Raw genomic sequence first — 22631 nt, 5'->3', positions numbered from 1 at the left:
CTAGTACCAGATGGACGAAATGTAAAAAACAGCCTGCAATTACTGCATGGCTGTTTCTTAATGTGTCTGCACTTTTTTAATGAAGCTTCGGTTATATTCATTTAATAGGGCATCCAATTCCTGGCTGTATCGAATTGCTGCGGCAGAACTTAAGCCGCTTTTCATGGCCACTTGAATTAACTCTGTTCTTTTTTGTTCGATTAATGTAAGCAGTTCCTGTTTACACATGGCCAATAGTTCCTCTCTGATCATTTCTTATATGTAGGATGTAGGGTATACTCTGCCAATTGAATCCTTGTCAAAAGCTGAAAGATAATAACAGAATTTGTTAAGATCTATACTAGTATATCGAATTATGGTAATAAATTCAAAAGAAACTTGTTTTAAACTTTAGTAACATTTACATTAAAATTACATGTTTTAGATTGAAAATTAATATAAATTTTAGTAACAGTTGGTGACACAAAATGTTCACATACTATCCATTATCTTTTCTAGATGGGATTTGTTAGAATGAAATTGGAATGAATGAGTATCAGGAGTTGTGACTATGACAGATTTGAATGTATTTATTGCATTAGGGGCAGGGTTTTTAAGCTTTGTTTCACCTTGCTGCCTGCCATTATATCCGGCTTTTTTATCATATATCACCGGAATGTCTGTAGGGGAGATTAAAGAAGAAAATGCGATGATGCAGAGAAGGAGCATGCTTCATACACTATTCTTCCTGATTGGGTTTTCGGCCATTTTTATCGCAATTGGTTTTGGAACAACCTTGCTTGGTCAATTCTTTCAGCAATACCAGGATTTAATCAGGCAAATTGGCGCTATCTTTGTATTTATCTTTGGTTTATTAATTGTAGGCATTATTAAGCCCGAATTTCTCATGAAAGAAAGGCGGTTTGAATTTAAGAACCGTCCATCAGGCCTTCTGGGATCTGTTCTGATCGGAATGGCATTCGCAGCAGGCTGGACCCCATGCACAGGTCCAATATTAGGGGCGGTGTGGTCATTAGCAGTCACAAATCCTAATTCTGCAATGGTTTACATGATCGCTTATATTCTTGGCTTTGCAATTCCATTCTTTGTTCTTTCCTTCTTCATCGGAAAAATGCAATGGATTAGGCGAAACAGCGTCAAGATTATGAAAATCGGCGGTGTATTGATGATGATCATGGGTGTAGTTTTATTCTTTGACTGGATGACAAAAATCATTATTTTCCTTTCACCGTTATTTGGCGGATTTACTGGTTTCTAAAGGCAGGGGCACATTCAAGTTGGGAATGTGCCTCTTTTTCTGTTATAAGGAAAAAGGGCTATGACTGGTGGTCGAAATTTGTCATATTCTTTCAATTGAAATTTATCTGATAGTTCGATATATTGAAATATGTGTTCTTTGAAGTGGATTGATGTATCTCACTAAAGGACTGATTTTTTTTTTAGCCTGATGTTTAATTGAAGTTATTATGGGTATTTTTTACTATATATGTAGTATAATAGATATATAGCTTCCAATGCAGGGGGGAACAGCGGTGGCGAGAATTTTGATAGTTGATGATGCGAAGTTTATGAGGGTTACACTGAGCAGCATTCTGAAAAAAGCCGAGCATGAAATTGTGGGAGAAGGGGAAAACGGAAAGGAAGCCGTGGACCTATTCGTAAATCTAAAGCCAGATTTGGTGATGATGGACATCACGATGCCTGAAATGAGCGGGCTTGAAGCTGTCAGGGAAATAAAGAGGAACAACCCTAATGCAAAAGTTATCATGTGTTCAGCCATGGGCCAGCAGAAGGTAGTGGTTGAATCCATTGAAGCCGGGGCGAAGGATTTTATTATAAAACCATTTGATGAAGGCCGTGTACTAGAAGCGGTAAATCGGGTATTAAGTTAAGAGCTGACTCAGGGTACCCTGGACATACGGATATGTCCGGGTATCAGCTGGAGGGCTTTTTTTGATGAACTTTTATCGTTCTGAGTACCTTAATCAGACCTATTAAGATATAATATGGTTAGTAATCAAATGAAATAGAGGATGAAATCAAATGGACTTTGTATTAATTTCATCAATCGGTGCCGTATTTATGGCAATCTTCGCGATGGTCATCCGCATGAAGGCTGCAAAAAAGCCGGCTTCCGCCAAGAAAATCATCTTGCCGCCGATTTTTATGAGCACAGGTGCTCTTATGTTTACCGTTCCTTATTTTCGCGTTACTCCAATGGAGATCCTGGAAGCAGCCACAGTTGGATTGCTGTTTTCCATCCTTCTAATTAAAACATCCTCCTTTGAAATCAAGGACAGCGAAATTTATCTGAAGCGCTCCAAAGCCTTTGCTTTTATATTAATAGGATTGCTTGTAACCCGCATAATAGGAAAAATAGTTCTTAGCTCAACAATCGACTATGGTCAGCTGAGCGGCATGTTCTGGATTCTTGCATTTTCGATGATAGTACCGTGGAGAATTGCGATGTATATGAATTATCGGAAGCTTCATCACAAGCTGAATGGAACGGGGAATCCAAAAACAACTTAATTGAATGAAAGCCGCCGGTATTGCGCTCGGCGGCTTTTGCATTGTTATTTAATGGACTCCATTTTTGGGGTCCCATAGTCCATACATTTTCCGGATTTCTACGATTTGGCCAATGTGATAGGCGTTGTGGATGGTTAAGTTTGAAATGACAGACGACCAGGATTCGATCGGTTCCTTATAGGCGGAGGAGAGAAGCTTTTCTTCACTGCATTCTTCCAGGGCTTTGATCCACTCAGTCAATACTTTTTGAAGAGCTTTTATGGCAGATTGCCAATCCTCTTCAGTAACGGATTCATTGGTGCGGAAAGTTTCGTCATTGGCGATATGGGTTTGGGTGAGCGGTAATTCTTTTAATCTATTTAGATAGCGGTCATTCCAGAAGGTAAGGTGGGTGACGATCTGCCAGATTGAATTACCGGTTCCTGACTTGTAGGATGCTTCTTTTGCTGATAATCCTCCGATGGCAGCTGATAACGGGACAAACCAATTGGGCTGGTCAAGACAGGCGGATAGCTGTTTTAATAACACTTCTTTTGTGGTCATTGGATTACTCCTTTTTGGATAGAGTTACTCTCCATTTCTATTCAATAAAGGTGGTGAGTATCCTTCTTATAGGCGGAAAAAATAAAAAACCATTCCGGCGTTCCGAAATGGCTTAGAATAAATGTTCATATGGCGTGATACTTATCTGTTTTTCTGTCAATTTCTTGCGCAGAAATTTGTGGTCCCGTTTTGGCGTGGCTAGAATATAACCTCGAATCAGAAGGTCCTGATCAATTTGATCTGCCTTTTCATTTACAGCAAGTTCTCCAATTTTACCGGCAATCTTCATTCTTGCTACATCCCTGAACAGTTCAGGCACCGGACTTACGAGATCCTCCAGCAGCTCTTTTTCCCGCTGCTGCCATAGATGGCGCGTTTCATTGACATAGTGCTCTTCCCAATCCAAATCCGATTTGCCATCTTCTTTCGGCATGCGCTTTAAAAACTTGCGGAACATAAAAAAGCCGCCAATCGCAAAGAACGAAATCAGAATGACAACCCAGAACAATATAAAATACATAAACCAGCCTTCTAGCATTTTCTTCACCTACACACATATTTTCCTGTCCTTATTATAAGCCTTGTCCCGCGAAACGACAAGAAAGGAAGCATAAGTCTTGAAAGCAGTCCCGTTTGCCCTTATAATAGGAAGAGTCTTTACGGGGCTGATTGGGGTGCTGGTGCCCTCCACGGTCTTCAAAACCGCTTGTGACCTGCGTGCCAGGTCAGCTGGGTTCGATTCCCAGGCGGTCCCGCCAACTATAAATATGATTTCCGCATAGTGGGATGCTGTGCGGTTTTTTTGTGCCGCACATATTATCTCTTTAGGTAATCAAACATAATTGTTTCCATTTACTATGTATTGTGAGGCTGGAGAGATGATAGACTGAAGATAGTTAAGCCAGTCTGCTGAAGCGAAGAGCATTAAAATAGGAGGAAAATTAAATCATGGATAATAATGATATATTAATTCGATTGAGGTATGCGTTAGAAATCAAAAATAGTGAAATGGCAGAGATCTTTAAACTTGGAGGCGCGGAAGTGTCCGTACCAGAGGTGGTAAGGATCCTCAAAAAGTCTGATGATGAAGAAGAAAATGACACTCAAATAAAATTGACGAATAGTATGTTAAATTCTTTTTTAAATGGCTTTATTGTCTATAAAAGAGGAAAACAGAAGCCAAAACCCGGCCAGACTAATTTGCCGGAACCTTCCAGTGAAAACATTACAAACATAAACAATATCCTTTTAAAGAAAATCAAAATCGCCTTGTCCTTAACAACAGAGGACATGATTGATGTTTTCAAAAAAGCTGGATTAAACGTATCAAAAGGAGAACTCGGAGCTTTTTTAAGAAAAGAAGGGCATAAAAATTATAAAGTTTGCTTAGACAATTTTGCCAGAAACTTTTTAAAAGGACTAACGATCAAGTATAGGGGATAAGGTAAGCCAAGATTGTAATAAGGATATAAAGTACTTAAAGTACTTAAATGTACCCTGGTCCATTAACAAAACCGAGCCTTATAAAAGATTGAGGTCCGGTTTTGGAATAATGGCCCCGGTCTGCGGGAACTGCGCAGGTCATCTGGTGAAACCTTTTCTCCGCTATTCCTTATTTTCTTTATATAACTTAACAACACCTTCAGCCATCTCCCTCACATTTTTCTTAAGGAAAACAGGATGTACAATTTTAATCTGATCCCCAAACCCAAGAATATACTCTCTTGCCTCTTGTTCGGTATCAAAGCTAAGGCTTACAGGAATCCATCCATTTTCCTTAGGCGAATCCGTGTGAAGTACCTGAACAAATCGGCCAGTAAAATTAATCCTCTGAAGAATGGCTGGTGAAATCTCCACTTTAACCTCAAATTTAGGCAGGCTGCTAATGAATGTCTGCTTCGATTCCTGCCAATAGTCAGAGAGATCAAAGTGATTCGGCCTGCTGAAATTCTCATTAATCACCACGGCATCAACTATTCTTGAAACACGGTAGGTTTTTATCTTTGCCTCAGAAGCAGCTATAAGATACCAAGTGTTCCCTTTGGCGACCAGTCCTAACGGCTCAACTATTCTCTCGCTTGTCTGATTATCTGCTTTTTCGTATTGAATCTGAAGTCTTTTCTCCTCCCATACCGCCTGCTGAAGTTTTCCAAAAGACTTCATTTCCCGTGGTGTTTGCCTCCACGTGCCGGTATCGATATGAATCCGGTTGGAAATGTCTTTCACATCCTCTTTCAGTGAAGCAGGAATGGCCGCCAGGAGTTTCTGGCGTGCTTCTTTCCAATCATTGCTGATGCCAAGGTCTGCAAGGTGCTCAAAGGAGGGGGAGAGAAGCAGTGTTTTGATTTCAGCTGCTTTTAACCCGGTAAGATTTGTTCTGTAATTCTCAAGCAGTTTCCAGCCGCCGTATTTTCCTCGTTCAGCCAGGACAGGGATCCCTGCGGCGCTTAAGGCTTCCATATCCCGGTGTATGGTCCGCTCCGTTACCTCTAACTCTCTTGCCAATTCCCTTGAGGTCATTCTTTCATTATTTTGAAGCAATAATACGATAGCAATGAGTCTGTCTGCGCGCAATCTGTTCACCTCTGGTAAAAAGTTTTAAATATGACATTAGATGTCGACATTAATGATTATAGTATAGATATAACACAAAAGGAGGCAGATCGGAATGAATTCATTAAAAGGGAAGGTGGCGCTGGTAGCCGGCGGAACCCGGGGGGCTGGCCGCGGAATCGCCATGGAACTTGGTGCAGCCGGGGCGACCGTGTATGTTACAGGACGTACAACGCGAAGTCAGATATCGGAATATGGGCGCAAGGAAACCATTGAAGAAACAGCTGAGTTAGTCACCGAGCTGGGGGGAACTGGAATAGCTGTCCAAGTGGATCATCTTATACCCGATCAGGTGCAGTCATTGATAGAAAGGATTGAGAGAGAACAGGGCAGGCTGGATATTCTCGTTAATGATATATGGGGAAGTGAAAATTTGATGGAATGGGACATTCCTGTCTGGGAGCATTCACTGGAAAAAGGGATGAGAATGCTTCGGCTGGCGATTGATACTCATATTATCACAAGTCATTATGCCCTTCAGCTTCTGATCAAAAACAAAGGGGGATTAGTGGTCGAAGTAACAGACGGAACAGAAGAGTATAATCAAAATCGCTACCGGGTGTCTCTGTATTATGACTTGGCCAAAAGCTCTGTCATCCGTATGGCCAAAGCGTTGGGCCACGAGCTTTCGCCTTATGATTGCACTGCGGTTGCTGTTTCACCCGGCTGGATGCGTTCAGAAATTATGCTCGAGGTGTTTGGAGTAACAGAATATAACTGGAAGGATGCCGCCGAAAAGGAGCCTCATTTTGTGATATCTGAAACACCAAGGTATATAGGACGAGCAATTAGTGCCATTGCAAAAGATCCTGATAAAAAACGATTGAACGGCGGGTCCTTTTCAAGCGGTGAGCTGGCGAAAATGTATCATTTTCGTGATTTGGATGGTTCTCAGCCGGAGGCATTCAGATATTTAGTTGAGGTCCAGGAGGCGGGGAAGCCGGCCAATCCTGAGGGATATAGATAGCTTTTCAGTGGAAAAACTCCTTTGCAGAGGACTTAACTTTTTAAGTCAAAGTACTTCTGCAACAGGAGTTTTTTTCTTAAATGTATGAATCATAGGGAATCATTTATTGAATATAAAGTAAATAGTGACGTCTTCTTTAAAAGTTTAAAGATAGGGAGGTAGAACTATGGGAGAAGGAAAAGAGATAAAAATTGGAGCCGTTTATCCATTTACAGGTTCTTTGGCTGCTGTTGGGGAAGATATTCGCCAAGCCATTGATTTGGCTGTTGAGATAGTAAATAATCGATACGATTTGCCATTACCGTTAGCTCGTACTAATGGCCTTCCCTTATTAGAGAATCAGAAAATCAAGGTGATTTATGGAGATTCTCAGGGTATTCCGGCAATTGGTCGCGAAGAGGCTGAACGATTAATTGTAAAAGAGAAAGTAGTAGCACTGATGGGTTCTTATCAAAGTAGTGTGACTTTACAAGCTTCTGCTATCTCTGAAGCGGAAAAAGTTCCTTTTTTAGCCCCGGAAGCATCTGCACCTTCACTTACAGAGAGGGATTATCAGTATTTTTTTAGAACAGCACCTAATGATCTTTTGTATACGAATCTTTTCTTTGAATTATTTCATTTTCTAAGAAACAGAGGCAGAGATATCAAAAATTTTGCTATTCTGACGGAAGATTCTATTTTTGGGTTAGAGGCAGCTGCAATTGAAAAAAGTCTGATTCGAAAGTTCTCAGGCGAGCTTGTAGAACTTGAAATGTATACCCCGCCTGTTACGTCGCTATTGGATGAACTCGATAGGATTCGAAAAAGTAAGGCACAAGTTGTATTTGGTCACCAATTCCTATCTGATGCAACACAAGTAGTTCAAGATCTTAATAGGTTAAATTGGTTTCCTGAAGGGCTAGTTGTCCAAAATGCAGGTTACACCATTCCTGAATTTCTAAAAGCGGCAGGAGAAGATGGTAAATACATTATTAGTCGTGTTGCCTGGGCACTGGGTTTGGGAAGAGTCAAACCAATTGTAACGGAAGTCAATAACCTATACCGTTCTAAATATAATGAAGATATGAATGAAACCAATGCACGCAGCTTTACAGGATTTTTTGTTCTGGCTGATGCAATTAATCGGGCTGGAAGTAATAATAGATATGAAATAAAAAAAGCTCTTCTTGGTACCAACATTCCAGGAAAACGTTTAATTATGCCTTGGAAAGGCGTTCGCTTTGATTCAAATGGGCAGAACATATTAGCTGATGCATTACTGGCTCAAATTATCAATCAGGAATATAAAATAATATGGCCATTATCTGTTGCTGAAACAAGGGTTGTATGGCCAGCACCACCATGGAATGAGAAATAGCATAGGTATTTTACATGACATAAAAAGTCGGCTTTTTAATTCTCAAAAAGCCGTCTCGTTTGTATGGAGTTAATATTTACTTTTTCTCCAGACTCTTTTTAAAATCTCAACCTGATTAAATAAAATTTAATATTTTTGTGATCTGAAATTTTGATTATGCTTTTTCTTCCCACCAGCCAAAGGCGACTCTTGCATTTACCTGCCTTTTTCCCGGTGACAATAAGAATAGGGAAAAGGAACTTCCTGGAGGCATGATAAACATACCTTGAAAATCGTGTTTTGTAAGGGTGACTATGGGTTCAACCCTTCTTACAAAGGCGTAAGTACCGCCTCTGGGTTTTCCTGATACGAAGCTTGCATTTTTTATTTCAACCTTTGGCCTTGGCGGCGGAGTAATGGCTTGGTTTCCGGCTGCAAGAAACGGTGATGTTTTTCCGCCAGCAGGAAGTATACCGCTTAGCCAAGCTTCAGCTGTTAATGGTTCATTGGAATAGTTGGAAATGGTATAGGCATTTAAAAATAAATTTACATTAGAGTCCGCCGGGTTGACTAGTCCTCCCCATCCATGGTATCCATCTCCTAAGGATATGATATCAGTTTGACCCAGAAAGTACTCCCCAAGATAAGAGTGATATACATTTTCTGGCAATACAGTGACCTCTTTGGGGTGTTTTTCCTTATCCTTTAACTCAAGGCCCATATCTGCCGTTTCATATTCATGCATCGACCGACGACTCATTTATTTTCCTCCCACCAGGTCAAAACGATTGTCCCTGAGATATAATGAAATCCCGGTGGTCTTAGAAGTATGGAGAAAGAGCCTCCGGGACCAATAATTATGGAGCCATTGTGTGAATCACTTACAAGGGTGGAATTTTGAGTAACAATTCTATCAAAAATATTCACACCTTTAGTCATGGGTTCAGTAGAATAACCAGCATTCTTCATTACCGCCTTTGGTGTTGGAGGTGGTGAAACAGTCTGATTTGTTGGAGTTACATTGAAGGAGTCAACTGCATTTTTAGGCGTATCCGCATTTAACCAAATTTCACTGATAAAATTTTGAGCTGAAAAGTTTGTAATGGTAAAAAGATCGATATATAGATTGACTCCAGAATTAATGGGGTTTACTATGCCGCCCCAGGCGTAATATCCTCCGCCAAAATTCAATAATTCTGTTTTTCCTATAAAATATCTCCCAAGCTTTGAATTCAAGCTTGGACTGGGGATATTCACCACTTGAATTGGCTGTTTATTTTCTTTTGGCATACCATTTCTCCTATCTGTACGTATTCAGTTTATATAATATGAAACAGTATAGGCAGTTGTTCATTTTCATGATTTGGATGGTTCTCAGCCGGAGGCTTTCAGATACCTGGTTGAGGTCCAGGAGCCGGAGAAACCGGTCAATGCTGAGGGATATAGATAGCTTTTCATTGGGAAAACTCCTTTGCAGGACTCTGCAAAAGGAGTTTTTTTATTTGTTTCAGGGAATATGACTTTCTTATCCAAATTTTGGTGAATAATATAACTTTAATCGCTATAATAAAATCAAGTATACAAATAATTAGGCACATAGAGGGGAGAATGTTCTTGATCATTCCAGCAAAAAATAAACCCGCTTTACCCGTGACGATAAGTGTAAAAGAAATAGAATCCATCGTTGAATGGTTTGATCAGCATCAGCGATCCCTCTATATACTCGGCTGGTCATATCTGGGGAACCAACTCAAGATTGAGGAGCTTTTTTATCGTGCCATTTTACAGGTGCATAAGGAGCTGTCAAAGTTTACAAGAAGCACATCTTTTGAAATGCGGGTTTTATCTATTTTTATACCTATCTGCCGGGAGCTTTCAATAGATAAAAGTTTAAAAGCTTCAGAGGAAAGTATTTTTGATGCAATCCAACAGTTAAAAGAGCAGGAAAGAGAAGTGCTGGTTCTAACATATATAATAGGGATCTCAAGGGAGGAAACAGCACAGCTTCTCCAAGTGTCACCTGAACGGATAAAGGAGCTTTTATTTTCAGGATTCCAATTACTCAGAGTAAGATTGGGTAATGGAGAGCATTATCAGGGCTGTAATGAATATCAAAAGCTTTATCTGGATTACCTGGAAAGAAAACTGGAGCGGCCGAAGAAAATTGATTTTGAAATGCATATCTATCATTGCCATAACTGCCAGGATGATTTAGCATCTCTGCAGGAAGTAATCTTGAGTTCCTCTGAAACCATTGAGACATTCAGTGTACCTGCAGGTTTCATGGAAAACGTAAAAGAACGAATCTCACAAAGAGAACATTTCATTAAGCAGAAGAAGAAGAAACGTAAAAGAATTGGACTAATTTCAGCAAGTGTCTTCGCCTTAATCATGTGCACAGGTTTTTTTACCGGGATTTTTTCAAAAATCTTTTACTCATTGACAGAAGAAAATCAGGAGCTGCGCGTGTTTCTTCAGGAGGATTTGGGTGAAAGCCTCGGGCTCGAAGCGGAAAGCGATGGGGTTAAAATAAAGATTAAGAGTGTGATTGCTGATGAGATTCAAACTCTTATTTTTTATGAGATAGAAGATACCAATGACAACAATCAATATATGATTAACATAGATGATGGTATTTTTATTGAAGACGAAATGAAAATAATGGTGGCAAATACCTATCCGAGGTACATTCCGCCAGATATGGAATCAGACCTTAATAAAAAGGAAAAGAACATTTATCATGGGAAAATGATTCTGAGGCCGCTGAAAGAAAATAAAGCCACCATTCAGCTCAATATAAATAAAGTTTTGAAATTAAAACGAAACTCCTCAGATTCATATGTGAATATGGTGCCCGAAGAAGGAAATTGGAAATTTGACATTCCTGTAACAAAAAAACCCTCTGTCGAGTATGCATTGGATGAAGAAGTTGAAATTGAGGGAGCAGCAGTTCTGATTGATAAGCTAATCCTTGCTCCAACAGGGACAATTCTGCAATATGGACTCAAAAATGAACAGCCGGAGAACCGGATCGATATGATTAATTTTAAAAATTTGGAAATTAACAATAAAATTGCGGAAGCTGATCTATATGGAAATTCATACGTTCATGCGCAGTCTGATTTAAGATGGAGCAAGTTCCAGGCGTATTTCGAGCCTCTGTTTGAAAAGAAAACAAGTAAGGTTAAGGTTCGATTCGCCAGTGCATATTTGTCAGTCCAAGCCAATAAAACAATAGCCCTTGATGCTGCCGATGAATTTCCGCAAACCTTTGAATATGCAGGAAGTACCATCTCAATAGATAAGGTGGAAATGGGTCAGCATGCTACTGTTATTTTCAGCAATCACGACATTAAGAATCGGGCGTATGAATCACTTCATTACAATATAGTGACTGAAGAAGGTGATGATTTCTCAATGGAGATGGATCATGAAGGAATTATTGTTGATAAAAATGGAAAAGAATACGATATGAAAAAGATTACGCCAAAAATATACGAAGTAATGGAACAGCCCCGTCACTTCTTTACTGTTCAAAGTACAAAGATACATGGCAAGAAAATAACACCTAAATCACTGGAAATTTATGGGTATAGCACTACGAAATATTTAGATGATGAAGTAAAGTTAGATACTGAGCTGATCGTAAAAGATGAAGCAGGTGCCTGAAGGGTGCCTGCTTCTTATTAATTAAATCATCGACTCCACCAGTTCCGCCCTGACTTTCGTAATATGCGACTCCATCAATTCCTTTGCTTTATCTCCATTTCCAGAAGCAATAGCCAGATAAATTTCCTTATGTTCTTCCATGGTATCCTCATAACGGGACGGATCCTTAAAGCGATGATTCTGTGTAGCTCTAATGGTATCTTCCATATGTCCCTTGAGGGTATGTATCAATTCAATAAAAATCGAATTATGGGTGGCTTCCGCAATTCCAATGTGAAAGTCAAGGTCAGCTTTTAACCCTAACTCCGGGTCTGGTTTGGCCAGAGCCATTTGATTTAATGCTATTCGCAGCTTCTCCAGGTCTGCAGAAGTGGCTCTTTTGGCAGCAAGGAAGGAGGATTCGACCTCCAGTGCACGCCTGAGCTCAAGCATTTCATAAACTAGCTGATTTTCTGCTTTGACAGCTGTGATGATTTCTTCTTTTCTTGAATGGATATCAGAGACTTTAACGTAGCTGCCGCCCCCTTGGCGGATATTGATAAGTCCGTTCAATTCCAGGGTTCTGAGGGCCTCTCTGATGGTTGTGCGGCTGACGTTGAATTGGCCTGCCAATTCCCTTTCTGAAGGCAGCCGTTCACCTGGTTTAAGATTTCCTCCCAAATAGCATTCTATCAATTTATCTGCTAAAACCAGATAGGTCTTTTTTTTCTCCGCCATTCCCCTTAACCTCTTTTCAAAAATAGGCCTCTCTTACTTTCCTAAATGTAACAGACCTTAAATCTATTAATCAATATCTTAAAAATAATAAAATTAATAATTGAATTTTTCTGATAAGTTAGTATAATTAATCTAACTTGTTGGACCAATTATAACATTGGTTTGACCAAATTTACCGGAAAAGAAAGAAGGAGTTTAGGATGGAAACAGCGAGTATGAACCTCCTGCATGCTTTAAAAGAGGTTCTTTCTGAGCAGCAAGTAACTGAAAATCAGACCGTAAGAGAATTGCATGGCAGGGATGAATCATACCATACGGAGAGTCTTCCTGACCTGGTTGTTTTTCCGGAAACGGCACAGCAGGTCAGTGAAATTGTGAAGCTGGCAAACGAATATAAAGTTCCAATTGTTCCTTTTGGGCTGGGATCCAGTCTTGAGGGGCATGTGATACCATACGAACATGGAATTACAATTGATTTTTCATTGATGAATAAAATCCTCGAAGTGCGTGAACATGATTTTATTGTCCGTGTACAGCCTGGCGTGACTCGCACTCAGCTCAACAAGGAATTGAAAAAGTATGGACTGTTCTTCTCTGTTGATCCTGGAGCGGATGCTACGCTTGGCGGAATGGCGGCAACGAATGCCAGCGGAACAACATCGGTTAAATATGGAGTCATGCGTGATCAGGTACGTGATCTTGAAGTGGTTCTGGCTGATGGGTCGATCATACATACAGGCAATTTAGCTGCTAAATCCTCATCAGGATACCATTTGAATGGTTTATTCGTTGGTTCTGAGGGGACGCTTGGCTGCTTTACGGAACTGACATTAAGAGTTTATGGAATTCCGGAGCATGTGATGGCGGCAAGAGCTTCTTTTCCTTCATTAAACGATGCGGTTGAAGCGGTTGTTTCCATTTTACAGGCAGGCGTTCCGATTGCCAGGGTTGAGCTTGTCGATGAACCATCCATGAAGCAGGTGAACCTGTTCAGTGAAACGAACTATACCGATAGTCCAACACTCTTTTTAGAGTTTCACGGCAATGAAGCCGGTTTGAAGCAGGATGTCGCCTTCACAAGAGAAATAGTCGAAGACCATCACTGTCTCGATATTGAATTTGAAACCGATAATGCAGCAAGAAATCGCTTGTGGGAGGCCAGGCATAACCTTGCTTATGCCTATATCCATGGCTATCCCGGAAAGAAAATGATGGTTACTGATGTCTGTCTGCCGATTTCAGAACTTTCTGGCGCTATCAGTCATGCAAGGGAAGCTGTCGATTCACTCGGACTTCCTGGGGGAATCGTCGGACATGTGGGGGACGGAAATTACCATACACTCCTGATGATTGATATGAGTAATCCCGAAGAGGTGGCAAAGGCAGAAAAGTTCAATGAACAAATTGTTCTCTATGCTCTGGAGCGGGGCGGTACCTGCACGGGTGAGCATGGTGTAGGGGTTGGCAAGCAGAAATATCAGCAAAAAGAACATGGTCAGGCGCTTCAGGTTATGGAAAAAATCAAACATGCCCTGGATCCGGATAACCTTTTTAATCCAAATAAAATCTTAAAGACAAAAGAAGGAGCGTGATGATATGAAGGTATTAGAAGCGGTCAGTACCATTGCAGGAAAGTATTTTGCGGTGTGGGTTATTTTAACATCGGTTATTGCTTTTATGTTTCCAGACCCCTTTTTAGGGTTGGGAGGCTATATCACCATCCTTCTCGGTGTCGTCATGTTTGGAATGGGGCTTACACTGAAGGCAGTCGATTTTAAAATCATCTTTACTAAACCTCTGCCTGTGTTAATCGGTGTTTGTGCACAGTTCATTATAATGCCGCTTGTCGCTTTCGTCATTGCAAAACTGTTGAATTTGCCGGCAGAATTAGCAGCAGGCCTGGTATTGCTCGGATGTGTACCTGGGGGAACTGCCTCTAACGTTATGGTGTATCTGGCCAAGGGAAATGTACCATTGTCCATCGCCATGACTTCCGTTTCAACTTTATTGGCGCCAATCATGACACCTCTGCTGCTCCTGCTGCTTGCTGGCCAGTGGATGCCGGTTGATGCTGTTGCCATGTTTATGTCTATTGTCCAGGTCATCATCTTACCGATTGTTCTCGGATTGGCTATCAAGAAATTTTTCCCTGTCGCTGTTGAAAAGAGCTTAACTGTTTTACCGCTTATTTCGGTAGCGGCGATTATTTCCATTGTGGCTGCAGTCGTTTCAGGCAATTCAGCAACCATTGCTGCATCAGGGCTTCTAATCTTTACAGCCGTCATGCTCCACAATGGATTCGGACTCCTGCTTGGCTACTTTGCAGGAAAAGTGCTGGGTCAGGATGAAGTAAACCGAAGAGCGATTGCTATTGAAGTTGGCATGCAGAACTCTGGTTTAGGTGTTGCACTTGCGACTGCACACTTTGGTCCACTGGCGGCTCTTCCAAGCGTGCTGGCTGCTGCCTGGCATAACATTTCAGGGCCGATTCTGGCAACTTATTGGTCAAAGAAACCTGCTGTTCAAAGAGAAGAGGATAAGTCAGTTCGTCCTGTTGAAGTGAAGTTGTAAATAGGAATATAGGTGTTTTTTCCCTTCAGTGTTTCCGCTCATGACTGTGGGGGAAGAGCACCTTTTTCTTTCATACACAACATCTCGCTTTTTAAGCTGCTCAATTAAATGGGCAGCTTATTTTTGCATATGAATGAAAAACGATCTTGACTAACAGCAAAAAATGGAATATATTTTAATTAATAATTAACAAATTGTTAATTAAAAAAGAGGTGAACCGAATTTGAAGAATCAATTTATTACACCAGACGGATATACAAGTGATATTGCGGTTTTTACAATCACATCTGAACAAGTTGGAGAGTATAAACCTCCCAAAAAAGAGCTGAAAATCATGCTGATTAAAAGAAGTGAGTTGGACCATGAAGGAAATCCAAATATGGAAGCAGGGAAGTGGGGGCTGCCTGGTGGGTTTGTCCGTCCCGAAGAGACAGCATTTCAGGCTGCAGAGCGCAGGTTAGCAGAGGAAACCGGAGTGGAAGGGCTGAAAATAAAGCATTTTGGTGTTTATGATACTCCTGGCCGTGATCAACGGGGATGGATTATTTCTAATGCACATTATGTTATCGCAAATGAAGGGGCATTATGGAGCCGGAAAAAGACTTATGATGCTTCTGAAATTGGGCTGTTTACGCTTGAAGCGGCACTTGAACTTGATCTTGCATTTGATCATGGGACTATTATCGATGATGCACTTTGGTTTATTAAAAAAGATATGGCGCTGACAACACTGGCCAAGCATTTTCTTCCTGATGAATTTGTGCTTTCTGAACTGCAGGGGGTCTTATTAACCGTGTTGGATGATCCTTCAATCTCGACTGATGCTGCCTTTTTCAGAAAAGCACCGACACTTCCCTTTATTAAAGCGGTATCGGAAAACGGAAAGCCTAAGAAATCAAGCCGTTATTCCAAGACGCCGGCTCAGCTTTATCGATTTAATGACTTCCAGCCGATTGTGTCCGTATATAGAAATAAGCTGCAAGGGTGATAATCCAAATTATAGAAGGGGAGAGATTCACATGAGGATTTTTAAGAACTGGACACGGTTTGAAATAATATGGCTAATAACATTTACATTGGTCAACATTTATCTTTTCTTTGCCTGGTCTGATTCACTGCTTGGCCTGATTTCATCCATAAGCGGGATGTTATGTGTGGTGCTGGTGGCGAAGGGGAAAATTGCAAACTATTACTTTGGCATCGTTCAGACCTTAACTTATGCTTATATTGCTTACGGTTATGGTCTTTATGGAGAAGCCATGCTCAATGCCCTGTTTTATTTTCCGGTGCAATTTATCGGAATTTATCTGTGGAAGCAGCATAAAACAAATCGGGATGTCAAAGGGGAAGATGTGAAAGTTAAAAGCCTGACTAAAACAGGCTGGATCTATACATTAGTATCTATCGCCGTCCTTACAATTGGATATGGGTTTTTCCTTAGATATTTAGAGGGCAATTTTGTCTGGACGGACTCAGCTACAAACGTTCTTTCAATAACTGCACAAATCCTGATGCTGAAAAGATTTGCAGAGCAATGGCTCCTGTGGATTTCCGTTAATGTGTTATCCATTATCCTTTGGGCGGGTGCTCTCATCACACAGGGCGGCAATGACTTTTCGATGTTAGTCATGTGGACGGCTTTCCTGGTCAACAGTATTTATGGTTATATCAACTGGCGGAAGCTATATGTGAAACAGAATAAGGAGGGGGTTTAAATGACAGTCGGGTTTATTGGAGGCAAGTTTCTTCCTCTGCATCTTGGCCATGTCTATGCCATAGTTCAGGCCACATCCATCGTTGACGAGCTGTACGTTGTGCTGTCCCATAGCGAACTGCGACAGGCAATTGTGCGACCAATCTAAAATGGCTTATATTCCGCCGCATATCCGTTTGCGCTGGCTCAGTCAATTAATAAAAGATATGCCGCATGTAAAGGTCATTTCAATTAAAGACGATCAAGGAAATGAGAATTACAATTGGGCTGAAGGTGCTAGGGATATAAAAGAAGCAATTGGAAAGAGCATTGATTATGTATTTAGTTCAGAATATGAATATAACGATATTTTTAATGAACTATATCCAGAAGCCAAACACGAATTGATTGATCCCAATCGGGGACATGTGAATATTTCGGCAACAGCAATCCGGAATGAAGGTGTTTTTCATCATTGGGAGTACATCCCTGACTTTGTTAAACCTTATTTCGTTAAAAAGGTTGTTGTGGTAGGAACCGAGAGCTGCGGTAAATCTACCCTGGCTAGAAATCTTGCTAAAATCTACAACACTTCCTATGTGGAGGAATATGGACGAACCGTATGTGAAGAATTAGGCGGCTGCGATGGGATTATGGTTCAGGAAGATTACCACAAAATTGCCTATGGCCATAAGCTTGAAGAAATCAAGGCGATTGAAAAAGCGAACAGAGTTGTTTTTATTGATACGGAGGTAAACGTGACTCAATTCTATTCCAACCTTTACAACCATGAACATCAAGCAGTACTGGATGAAATTGCAAAGCTTCAGGATTATGATCTCTGGCTATACCTTGAGCCGGATGTAAAATGGGTGGATGATGGACTTCGGGTTCATGGAGAGAATGAGATAAGACTTCAAAACAACGAGGCTTTAAAAAAACTGCTGAGAAAGCATAATATTGATTATAAAATCCTGAGCGGCGATTACAAGAATCGGCTTCAGCGGGCTATAGGGCATATTGAAGAGCTGTTAAAAAATTGAGTAAGTGATTGACAAAAAAGATAATATTATTTATCCTTTTAAAAAACCTAATGAAATACTTTCATTCGTATAACTCCAATAATATGGTTTGGAGGTCTCTACCAGGAACCTATAATTCCTGATTACGAAGAAGATACATGTGATGTATTTTCTTCGTAATCAGGAATTTTTTTTTGCCAAAAAATCTAGGAGGTCCAGCTATGAATTTTACTATTATGCCTAAAATTGAACTTCACTGTCATTTGGACGGGAGTGTTAGACCAGAAACCATCATTGATATCGCAAAGAGAGAAGGCATCAGCCTGCCTTCTTTTGATAAAGAAAAAATCAAAGAAGAACTAATTGCCCCATTGGATTGCGAATCCCTGGATGAATATTTAAACAGATTCTCCATCCCTAACTTAGTCATGCAGTCAAAAGAAAATTTAAAAAGAATATCCTATGAGCTTTTTGAAGGTGCAGCAAAGGAAAATGTGAAATACATGGAGGTCCGCTTTGCCCCTCTGCTTCATACTCGAAAGGGATTATCCGTAGAAGAAATCATCCAAAGTGTGATTGAAGGGGTGAGAGAAGCAGAAGAAGAATTTGATATTATAGGAAATATCATTTTGTCATGCATGAGAACGATGAGTGTGGAAAGTGCATTTGAGGTCGTCGAAAAGGGAAAGGAATTCCTTGGAAGAGGGGTTGTCGCCATTGATTTATGTGCTTCCGAGGGGGAAGGCTTCTGCGAAAAATTCATTGAACCAATTGCGCTGGCCAGAGAATATGGCTACAGAGTCACCATTCACGCCGGGGAAACGGGAATCGGTAAAAATGTGCTGGAGGCCGTTGAATGGCTGGGAGCTGAAAGAATCGGACACGGTGTATTCATTAAAGACTGTGAAGAGGCATATAAGCTTGTAAAGGAAAAACAGGTAGTGCTTGAAATGTGCCCAACCAGCAATATCCAAACAAAAGCGGTAAACCAATTTAGCGAACACCCCATTTCTGACTTCCATCGGGATGGAATAAAAGTAACTGTTAATACGGACAACAGAACGGTATCAGATACAACAATGACAAAGGAATGTGATATAGTTTCGAAAGAATTCGCTATGAGTGCTGAGGATTATAAACAAATATACACAAATAGTGTGGAAGCTTCCTTTGCAGATGAAGGGACAAAGGAAAAACTGATGGAATATTTAATGGATATTTAAGTTTGTAAAGAAGGTGTCTGCCCCGGTTTAATAATGTGGGGGAGACACCTTTTTAAAGAATAGAAAAAATACTCTAAGAACTTATTTTTCGGATGCAAACAATTTAAGCTCTTCCTTATCCAAAATAATCGTCCCTTCATATTTCATACCAATTTTTTCAAGTAGTCTGGAGGAAGCATGATTTTCCAAGGATGTGATGGCAAGGATCCGTTTCAGATCCAGCTGCTCATGACCATATTTCAATGTAGCAGAAGCTGACTCGAACCCATAACCTTGCGTTTGATATCTGGATAAAAAAGCAAAACCAATATCAACGTTGTCTAAAGTATCTCGTTTTATCAATCCGCACATGCCAATAGGAGAGCTTCCTTCTTTTCGCTCAACGAGAAAAAGGCCAAAGCCAAACTGAGAATACATTTTCATTGGTCCGGTCACAATATAATTCTTAGCATCCTCAAGCGTACGTACCCCTTTATCGCCAATATAACGAATCCATGCAGGTTCATTTAAAAGTTCGAGAATGAATGCTGCATCATCTGTTGTTAACCAGCGAAGAATTAATCTGTCAGTTTCAAGTACTTTCAATTATTTTTACACCTCAATCAATTTCCAGGCTATTAACCTTATTTTTTAAAGCATGGCTATAACAAATATACATCTTAAAATAATAATGGAGCAAATTGAATTTTCATATTTCTTGACTGGTAATTCTCCCATTGATTCACTAATGAGTTATCCTTGTAAACCTGTTAGCCTTGTAAGTGGCCTGTTTTGCCTAAAAACTACAAACAGGAGGTTTACAAATGAAAAATTTAGTAACATATGTTGCTGCCATTTCACTCATTATGGGTTCATATAGTGTGTTTCCTGCTGATCATTTCGATGCTGAGACAGTGGATCAGAAAGCTGCAGAAACATTAACATATAAACATGTTGAGGTTGACGTGAAAGAGTCATCATCAACAGATCATCGCTTTATCAAAGAGGAAGAAAAAAAGCTGCTTGCACGTCTTGTACAAGCTGAAGCAAAAGGGGAGCCGTTTGAAGGAAAAGTAGCGGTTGCTGACGTGGTTCTGAATCGTGTCGAGCATGAACAATTCCCGGATACTGTCAAAGATGTTATTTATCAGAAGAATGCTTTTGAACCTGTTCAAAATGGTTCCATCAATGAACCGGCAAGTAATGAAGCAGTTCAGGCCGTTGAGACAGCTCTTGTTGATAAGGAGCAAAATGAAGAGCTTCTTTATTTTTATAACCCTGACACAGCTACAAGCCAGTGGATTTTTTCACGTGAAGTTGTGAAAAAAATCGGCAACCATGCATTTGCTATATAAAGGCGCGTCCAGCATAAAAGCTGGCGCGCTTTTTTGTTGGGAAAAAAGGTGATGCAGAAGGAAATTAAATAGAGATGGCGAAATTTTCTTTAGAAACATTCTTTTATAAATTCGTTAAGATGAAATTCACTGGTATGCTCCATCTATTGTAAGTTATTTATTAATTCACACATTTTTGTGTTGTTTTTGAATATGTAAATAGGGGATAATGGGGCCTTTTTGTGTTCTAAACCAGGAGAACAAAACATGAAGGGAGCGGTTGATATGTCTGAAAAAATTACTTTTCCTCGGGTTAGCTTTACTGGATGGGATTCGCTATCTCACCTTGTCGACCAAGTGAATAGCCTAAAGGTCAATAAGATTCTTATCATTACGGATCCGTTAATACACAATATTGGCTTGACAAATGAAGTGGTTGCCCCTCTAATTAATGCAGGTTATTCTCCTGAAATTTATACGGATATTGTTCCTGAGCCTCCTCTTTCCGTTGGAGAAAAACTAGTTTCCTATACTCGTGATAAGCGATTTGATTTGGTTATCGGTTTTGGCGGCGGCAGTGCGCTGGATTTGACGAAACTGGTAGGTGTATTGGCTGGAAACGAGGGCAAGGTGGAGGATTATTTAAACCTAACAGGAACAAAAAAAATAAAGAAAAAAGGTCTCCCCAAAATCTTAATTCCTACAACTTCAGGAACCGGATCAGAGGTGACGAATATTTCTGTGTTATCTCTTGAGACTACGAAAGATGTTGTAACTCATGATTATTTACTGCCGGATGTTTCGATTGTCGACCCTGCTTTAACGGTGTCTTTGCCAGCAAAGATCACGGCAGCTACAGGGGTTGATGCACTTACTCATGCGATTGAAGCTTATGTTTCTAAAAGCGCAAGTCCCGTTTCGGATGCGCTGGCGCTACAAGCTATCAGGCTAATAAGCCGATCGATTCGTACGGCAGTGGAGAACGGTGAAGATAGGCAGGCCCGCACCGATATGAGCTATGGGAGTTATTTGGCAGGTATGGCATTTTTCAATGCAGGAGTGGCGGGTGTTCATGCTTTAGCTTATCCGCTAGGCGGTCTATTCCATATTGCCCATGGGAATGCAAATGCGGTATTACTCCCATATGTCATGGGCTATATTCGAAAGAGCTGTGAAAAGCGAATGAAGGATATATACGAGGCAATGGGTTTTAGTTCTATGAAATTATCCCAAGTTGAGGCATCTCTCAAATGTATAGAGGAGCTCGAACGCTTGGTAAAGGATGTAAATATACCTCAGGCACTAAGGAGCTTTAACATCCCTGAGGAGGCACTTGATGAATTAACAAATGATGCTATTAAGCAAAAGCGTCTGTTAGCCCGCAGTCCGATGTTATTGCAAAAAGAGGATATTTATAAAATTTATAAAATGGCATGGTAACAGTGCCTAACACCACCCGAGGTTTCAATTTTATTCGATTAACCACCAGTAAATAACTTATTAAAAAGTGGCCGGTTTCCTAATGAAGCCGGCTTTTTACTGCTAATTTGACTGATTTTCATTATTAAAGGCTTTAATTAAATAATTCAGATTTTTTAGAAAAAAAAGGTTGAATTTTCAGAATTATGGTATTATTATATGTATAGTTGTATATACAATAACTAAAGGTGGAGGGACGAATGAAGTTATTAGGAAGGGTTGCCATCGTAACAGGCGGGGCCAAAGGAATAGGAAAATCAGTTTGCCAACTATTCGCTGAAGAAGGAGCTATTGTCGTTGTTGGGGATCTTGATGTTGAAAAAGGTCAAATTGCTGCGGATGAACTTACTGCTAAAGGACATAAAGCTGTGTTTGTAAAAGTGGATGTCACCAAGGAAGAGTCTGTTAAGGGTCTAGTTAAAGCAGCATTAGATACTTTTGGAAAGCTTGATATTATGATTGCAAATGCCGGTATTGCAGAAACCATACCTATACATAATCTTTCTCTCGAAACCTGGAATCGCACCATTGATGTCAATTTGACCGGTGTATTTTTAACAAATAAATATGCCATCGAAAAAATGCTGATTCAAGGATACGGTGTCATTGTAAATACAGCATCCATGCTTGGCCATATTGGCAGGAATGAGGTCACTTCCTATTCCGCTTCAAAAGGCGGGGTGGCCAATTTAACTAGAACCTTGGGAGTAACGTATGCAAGTAAAGGAATACGTGTTAATGCCGTTTGTCCAGGTTACATTGATACCGACTTAATTCGAAACAAATCTCCTGAAGCGATAGAGGAACTTATCCGATTACATCCAATTGCCCGCTTAGGTCAACCGGAGGAGATAGCCAAAGCAATTTTATTTTTAGCAAGTGATGATTCTTCTTTTGTTTGTGGAGCAAATTTAATGGTGGATGGAGGATTTACTGCTCAGTAAGAAGTAATA

25 protein-coding genes, 1 tRNA gene and 1 riboswitch are annotated in these 22631 nt (G+C 40.4%); of the genes, 18 read left to right on the top strand and 8 right to left on the bottom strand.

The features are described 5' to 3' along the window. Positions 1 to 57 precede the first annotated feature (57 nt). Positions 58 to 228, bottom strand: coding sequence for an aspartyl-phosphate phosphatase Spo0E family protein (locus NYE23_RS11315; protein ID WP_048009069.1), 171 nt, complete (start codon positions 226 to 228; stop codon positions 58 to 60). Between the two features lie 322 nt (positions 229 to 550). On the opposite strand from NYE23_RS11315, the gene NYE23_RS11310 reads away from it, so the two are divergent. From NYE23_RS11310 to NYE23_RS11300, 3 genes are all read left to right on the top strand, one after another. Beyond that, on the top strand, positions 551 to 1258 hold the full coding sequence (locus NYE23_RS11310) for a cytochrome c biogenesis CcdA family protein (RefSeq protein WP_341077907.1): 708 nt from the start codon (positions 551 to 553) through the stop codon (positions 1256 to 1258). Between the two features lie 274 nt (positions 1259 to 1532). Beyond that, entirely contained in the window at positions 1533 to 1892 is a 360-nt protein-coding gene (locus NYE23_RS11305) for a response regulator (protein ID WP_341077905.1), read from the top strand. A 151-nt stretch (positions 1893 to 2043) separates the two neighbouring features. Then, complete coding sequence (locus tag NYE23_RS11300) at positions 2044 to 2532, top strand: CcdC family protein (protein WP_341077904.1); 489 nt, start codon at positions 2044 to 2046, stop codon at positions 2530 to 2532. A 48-nt stretch (positions 2533 to 2580) separates the two neighbouring features. On the opposite strand, the gene NYE23_RS11295 is transcribed toward NYE23_RS11300, so the two are convergent. After that, entirely contained in the window at positions 2581 to 3075 is a 495-nt protein-coding gene (locus NYE23_RS11295) for a DinB family protein (protein ID WP_341077903.1), read from the bottom strand. A 112-nt stretch (positions 3076 to 3187) separates the two neighbouring features. Next, the gene (locus tag NYE23_RS11290) at positions 3188 to 3613 is read right to left on the bottom strand and encodes a DUF2621 domain-containing protein (protein WP_341077902.1); all 426 of its coding nucleotides are present in this window, start codon (positions 3611 to 3613) and stop codon (positions 3188 to 3190) included. A gap of 123 nt (positions 3614 to 3736) precedes the next feature. Here NYE23_RS11290 and NYE23_RS11285 point away from each other — a divergent pair. Continuing rightward, positions 3737 to 3833 (top strand) — tRNA-Sec (locus NYE23_RS11285). A gap of 190 nt (positions 3834 to 4023) precedes the next feature. Continuing rightward, complete coding sequence (locus NYE23_RS11280) at positions 4024 to 4518, top strand: YehS family protein (protein WP_341077901.1); 495 nt, start codon at positions 4024 to 4026, stop codon at positions 4516 to 4518. 162 nt (positions 4519 to 4680) lie between these two features. Here the strand turns inward: NYE23_RS11280 and NYE23_RS11275 are convergent, their stop codons facing one another. Beyond that, the gene (locus NYE23_RS11275; protein ID WP_341077899.1) at positions 4681 to 5649 is read right to left on the bottom strand and encodes a helix-turn-helix transcriptional regulator; all 969 of its coding nucleotides are present in this window, start codon (positions 5647 to 5649) and stop codon (positions 4681 to 4683) included. 94 nt (positions 5650 to 5743) lie between these two features. On the opposite strand from NYE23_RS11275, the gene NYE23_RS11270 reads away from it, so the two are divergent. Beyond that, positions 5744 to 6655, top strand: a complete 912-nt coding sequence (locus tag NYE23_RS11270) for an SDR family oxidoreductase (protein ID WP_341077897.1) — start codon at positions 5744 to 5746, stop codon at positions 6653 to 6655. A 166-nt stretch (positions 6656 to 6821) separates the two neighbouring features. Then, on the top strand, positions 6822 to 8012 hold the full coding sequence (locus NYE23_RS11265; protein ID WP_341077896.1) for an ABC transporter substrate-binding protein: 1191 nt from the start codon (positions 6822 to 6824) through the stop codon (positions 8010 to 8012). 154 nt (positions 8013 to 8166) lie between these two features. On the opposite strand, the gene NYE23_RS11260 is transcribed toward NYE23_RS11265, so the two are convergent. Next, positions 8167 to 8751, bottom strand: coding sequence for a DUF6143 family protein (locus tag NYE23_RS11260; RefSeq protein WP_341077895.1), 585 nt, complete (start codon positions 8749 to 8751; stop codon positions 8167 to 8169). Further along, positions 8748 to 9281: a DUF6143 family protein gene (locus tag NYE23_RS11255; RefSeq protein ID WP_341077894.1), complete on the bottom strand. Its 534-nt coding sequence runs from the start codon at positions 9279 to 9281 to the stop codon at positions 8748 to 8750. The genes NYE23_RS11260 and NYE23_RS11255 overlap by 4 nt, the downstream gene beginning before the upstream one ends. A 324-nt stretch (positions 9282 to 9605) precedes the next feature. On the opposite strand from NYE23_RS11255, the gene NYE23_RS11245 reads away from it, so the two are divergent. Next, on the top strand, positions 9606 to 11660 hold the full coding sequence (locus tag NYE23_RS11245) for a DUF4179 domain-containing protein (protein ID WP_341077892.1): 2055 nt from the start codon (positions 9606 to 9608) through the stop codon (positions 11658 to 11660). A gap of 21 nt (positions 11661 to 11681) precedes the next feature. Here NYE23_RS11245 and NYE23_RS11240 read toward each other — a convergent pair whose 3' ends face one another. After that, positions 11682 to 12377 carry a FadR/GntR family transcriptional regulator gene (locus NYE23_RS11240; protein WP_341077890.1) on the bottom strand — a complete coding sequence of 232 codons (696 nt, stop codon included), beginning with the start codon at positions 12375 to 12377 and terminating at the stop codon, positions 11682 to 11684. A gap of 200 nt (positions 12378 to 12577) precedes the next feature. Here NYE23_RS11240 and NYE23_RS11235 point away from each other — a divergent pair, with 200 nt between their 5' ends. The 7 genes from NYE23_RS11235 (at position 12578) to add (ending at position 18886) form a co-directional block, all read left to right on the top strand. Next, complete coding sequence (locus NYE23_RS11235) at positions 12578 to 13969, top strand: FAD-binding oxidoreductase (RefSeq protein ID WP_341077889.1); 1392 nt, start codon at positions 12578 to 12580, stop codon at positions 13967 to 13969. A 4-nt stretch (positions 13970 to 13973) separates the two neighbouring features. Continuing rightward, positions 13974 to 14948: a bile acid:sodium symporter family protein gene (locus tag NYE23_RS11230; protein ID WP_341077887.1), complete on the top strand. Its 975-nt coding sequence runs from the start codon at positions 13974 to 13976 to the stop codon at positions 14946 to 14948. 223 nt (positions 14949 to 15171) lie between these two features. Beyond that, on the top strand, positions 15172 to 15936 hold the full coding sequence (locus NYE23_RS11225; RefSeq protein WP_341077885.1) for an NUDIX hydrolase: 765 nt from the start codon (positions 15172 to 15174) through the stop codon (positions 15934 to 15936). Positions 15937 to 15967: 31 nt separating this feature from the next. Next, positions 15968 to 16663 (top strand): nicotinamide riboside transporter PnuC, encoded by a 696-nt coding sequence (pnuC, locus tag NYE23_RS11220; RefSeq protein ID WP_341077883.1) that lies wholly within the window; start codon positions 15968 to 15970, stop codon positions 16661 to 16663. After that, the gene (locus NYE23_RS11215) at positions 16664 to 16810 is read left to right on the top strand and encodes an adenylyltransferase/cytidyltransferase family protein (protein WP_341077882.1); all 147 of its coding nucleotides are present in this window, start codon (positions 16664 to 16666) and stop codon (positions 16808 to 16810) included. It abuts the gene before it with no gap. A gap of 1 nt (position 16811) precedes the next feature. Next, positions 16812 to 17684 (top strand): multifunctional transcriptional regulator/nicotinamide-nucleotide adenylyltransferase/ribosylnicotinamide kinase NadR, encoded by an 873-nt coding sequence (gene nadR, locus NYE23_RS11210; protein WP_341077881.1) that lies wholly within the window; start codon positions 16812 to 16814, stop codon positions 17682 to 17684. A gap of 45 nt (positions 17685 to 17729) precedes the next feature. After that, positions 17730 to 17829, top strand: a riboswitch (purine riboswitch). A 55-nt stretch (positions 17830 to 17884) separates the two neighbouring features. Continuing rightward, a complete protein-coding gene (gene add / locus NYE23_RS11205; RefSeq protein WP_341077880.1) occupies positions 17885 to 18886 on the top strand; it encodes an adenosine deaminase in 1002 nt (333 codons plus the stop codon). Between the two features lie 81 nt (positions 18887 to 18967). Here the strand turns inward: add and NYE23_RS11200 are convergent, their stop codons facing one another. Further along, positions 18968 to 19471, bottom strand: a complete 504-nt coding sequence (locus NYE23_RS11200; RefSeq protein WP_341077879.1) for a GNAT family N-acetyltransferase — start codon at positions 19469 to 19471, stop codon at positions 18968 to 18970. Between the two features lie 218 nt (positions 19472 to 19689). Here NYE23_RS11200 and NYE23_RS11195 point away from each other — a divergent pair, with 218 nt between their 5' ends. From NYE23_RS11195 to NYE23_RS11185, 3 genes are all read left to right on the top strand, one after another. Next, positions 19690 to 20220 (top strand): cell wall hydrolase, encoded by a 531-nt coding sequence (locus NYE23_RS11195; protein WP_341077878.1) that lies wholly within the window; start codon positions 19690 to 19692, stop codon positions 20218 to 20220. Between the two features lie 264 nt (positions 20221 to 20484). Beyond that, entirely contained in the window at positions 20485 to 21639 is a 1155-nt protein-coding gene (locus NYE23_RS11190; protein WP_341077875.1) for an iron-containing alcohol dehydrogenase, read from the top strand. Positions 21640 to 21878: 239 nt separating this feature from the next. Continuing rightward, positions 21879 to 22622 carry an SDR family NAD(P)-dependent oxidoreductase gene (locus NYE23_RS11185; protein WP_341077871.1) on the top strand — a complete coding sequence of 248 codons (744 nt, stop codon included), beginning with the start codon at positions 21879 to 21881 and terminating at the stop codon, positions 22620 to 22622. Positions 22623 to 22631 lie beyond the last annotated feature (9 nt).

The organism is Cytobacillus sp. FSL H8-0458, from assembly GCF_038002165.1.
In the GTDB taxonomy this organism is placed as follows: domain Bacteria; phylum Bacillota; class Bacilli; order Bacillales; family Cytobacillaceae; genus Cytobacillus.
Note: the sequence above shows the minus strand (reverse complement) of the source record. Positions and strands in the feature narration are given on the sequence as shown.

Excerpts from the sequence above, each read along its gene's own strand:
- NYE23_RS11230 (WP_341077887.1), top strand. The coding sequence starts at position 13,974 with ATGAAGGTATTAGAAGCGGTCAGTACCATTGCAGGAAAGTATTTTGCG.
- NYE23_RS11270 (WP_341077897.1), top strand. The coding sequence starts at position 5,744 with ATGAATTCATTAAAAGGGAAGGTGGCGCTGGTAGCCGGCGGAACCCGG.
- NYE23_RS11195 (WP_341077878.1), top strand. The coding sequence starts at position 19,690 with ATGAAAAATTTAGTAACATATGTTGCTGCCATTTCACTCATTATGGGT.
- NYE23_RS11185 (WP_341077871.1), top strand. The coding sequence starts at position 21,879 with ATGAAGTTATTAGGAAGGGTTGCCATCGTAACAGGCGGGGCCAAAGGA.
- NYE23_RS11310 (WP_341077907.1), top strand. The coding sequence starts at position 551 with ATGACAGATTTGAATGTATTTATTGCATTAGGGGCAGGGTTTTTAAGC.
- NYE23_RS11295 (WP_341077903.1), bottom strand. The coding sequence starts at position 3,075 with ATGACCACAAAAGAAGTGTTATTAAAACAGCTATCCGCCTGTCTTGAC.
- NYE23_RS11280 (WP_341077901.1), top strand. The coding sequence starts at position 4,024 with ATGGATAATAATGATATATTAATTCGATTGAGGTATGCGTTAGAAATC.
- NYE23_RS11215 (WP_341077882.1), top strand. The coding sequence starts at position 16,664 with ATGACAGTCGGGTTTATTGGAGGCAAGTTTCTTCCTCTGCATCTTGGC.
- NYE23_RS11300 (WP_341077904.1), top strand. The coding sequence starts at position 2,044 with ATGGACTTTGTATTAATTTCATCAATCGGTGCCGTATTTATGGCAATC.
- NYE23_RS11190 (WP_341077875.1), top strand. The coding sequence starts at position 20,485 with ATGTCTGAAAAAATTACTTTTCCTCGGGTTAGCTTTACTGGATGGGAT.
- NYE23_RS11255 (WP_341077894.1), bottom strand. The coding sequence starts at position 9,281 with ATGCCAAAAGAAAATAAACAGCCAATTCAAGTGGTGAATATCCCCAGT.
- NYE23_RS11260 (WP_341077895.1), bottom strand. The coding sequence starts at position 8,751 with ATGAGTCGTCGGTCGATGCATGAATATGAAACGGCAGATATGGGCCTT.
- NYE23_RS11315 (WP_048009069.1), bottom strand. The coding sequence starts at position 228 with ATGTGTAAACAGGAACTGCTTACATTAATCGAACAAAAAAGAACAGAG.
- NYE23_RS11265 (WP_341077896.1), top strand. The coding sequence starts at position 6,822 with ATGGGAGAAGGAAAAGAGATAAAAATTGGAGCCGTTTATCCATTTACA.
- NYE23_RS11235 (WP_341077889.1), top strand. The coding sequence starts at position 12,578 with ATGGAAACAGCGAGTATGAACCTCCTGCATGCTTTAAAAGAGGTTCTT.
- pnuC (WP_341077883.1), top strand. The coding sequence starts at position 15,968 with ATGAGGATTTTTAAGAACTGGACACGGTTTGAAATAATATGGCTAATA.
- NYE23_RS11240 (WP_341077890.1), bottom strand. The coding sequence starts at position 12,377 with ATGGCGGAGAAAAAAAAGACCTATCTGGTTTTAGCAGATAAATTGATA.
- NYE23_RS11290 (WP_341077902.1), bottom strand. The coding sequence starts at position 3,613 with ATGCTAGAAGGCTGGTTTATGTATTTTATATTGTTCTGGGTTGTCATT.
- nadR (WP_341077881.1), top strand. The coding sequence starts at position 16,812 with ATGGCTTATATTCCGCCGCATATCCGTTTGCGCTGGCTCAGTCAATTA.
- add (WP_341077880.1), top strand. The coding sequence starts at position 17,885 with ATGAATTTTACTATTATGCCTAAAATTGAACTTCACTGTCATTTGGAC.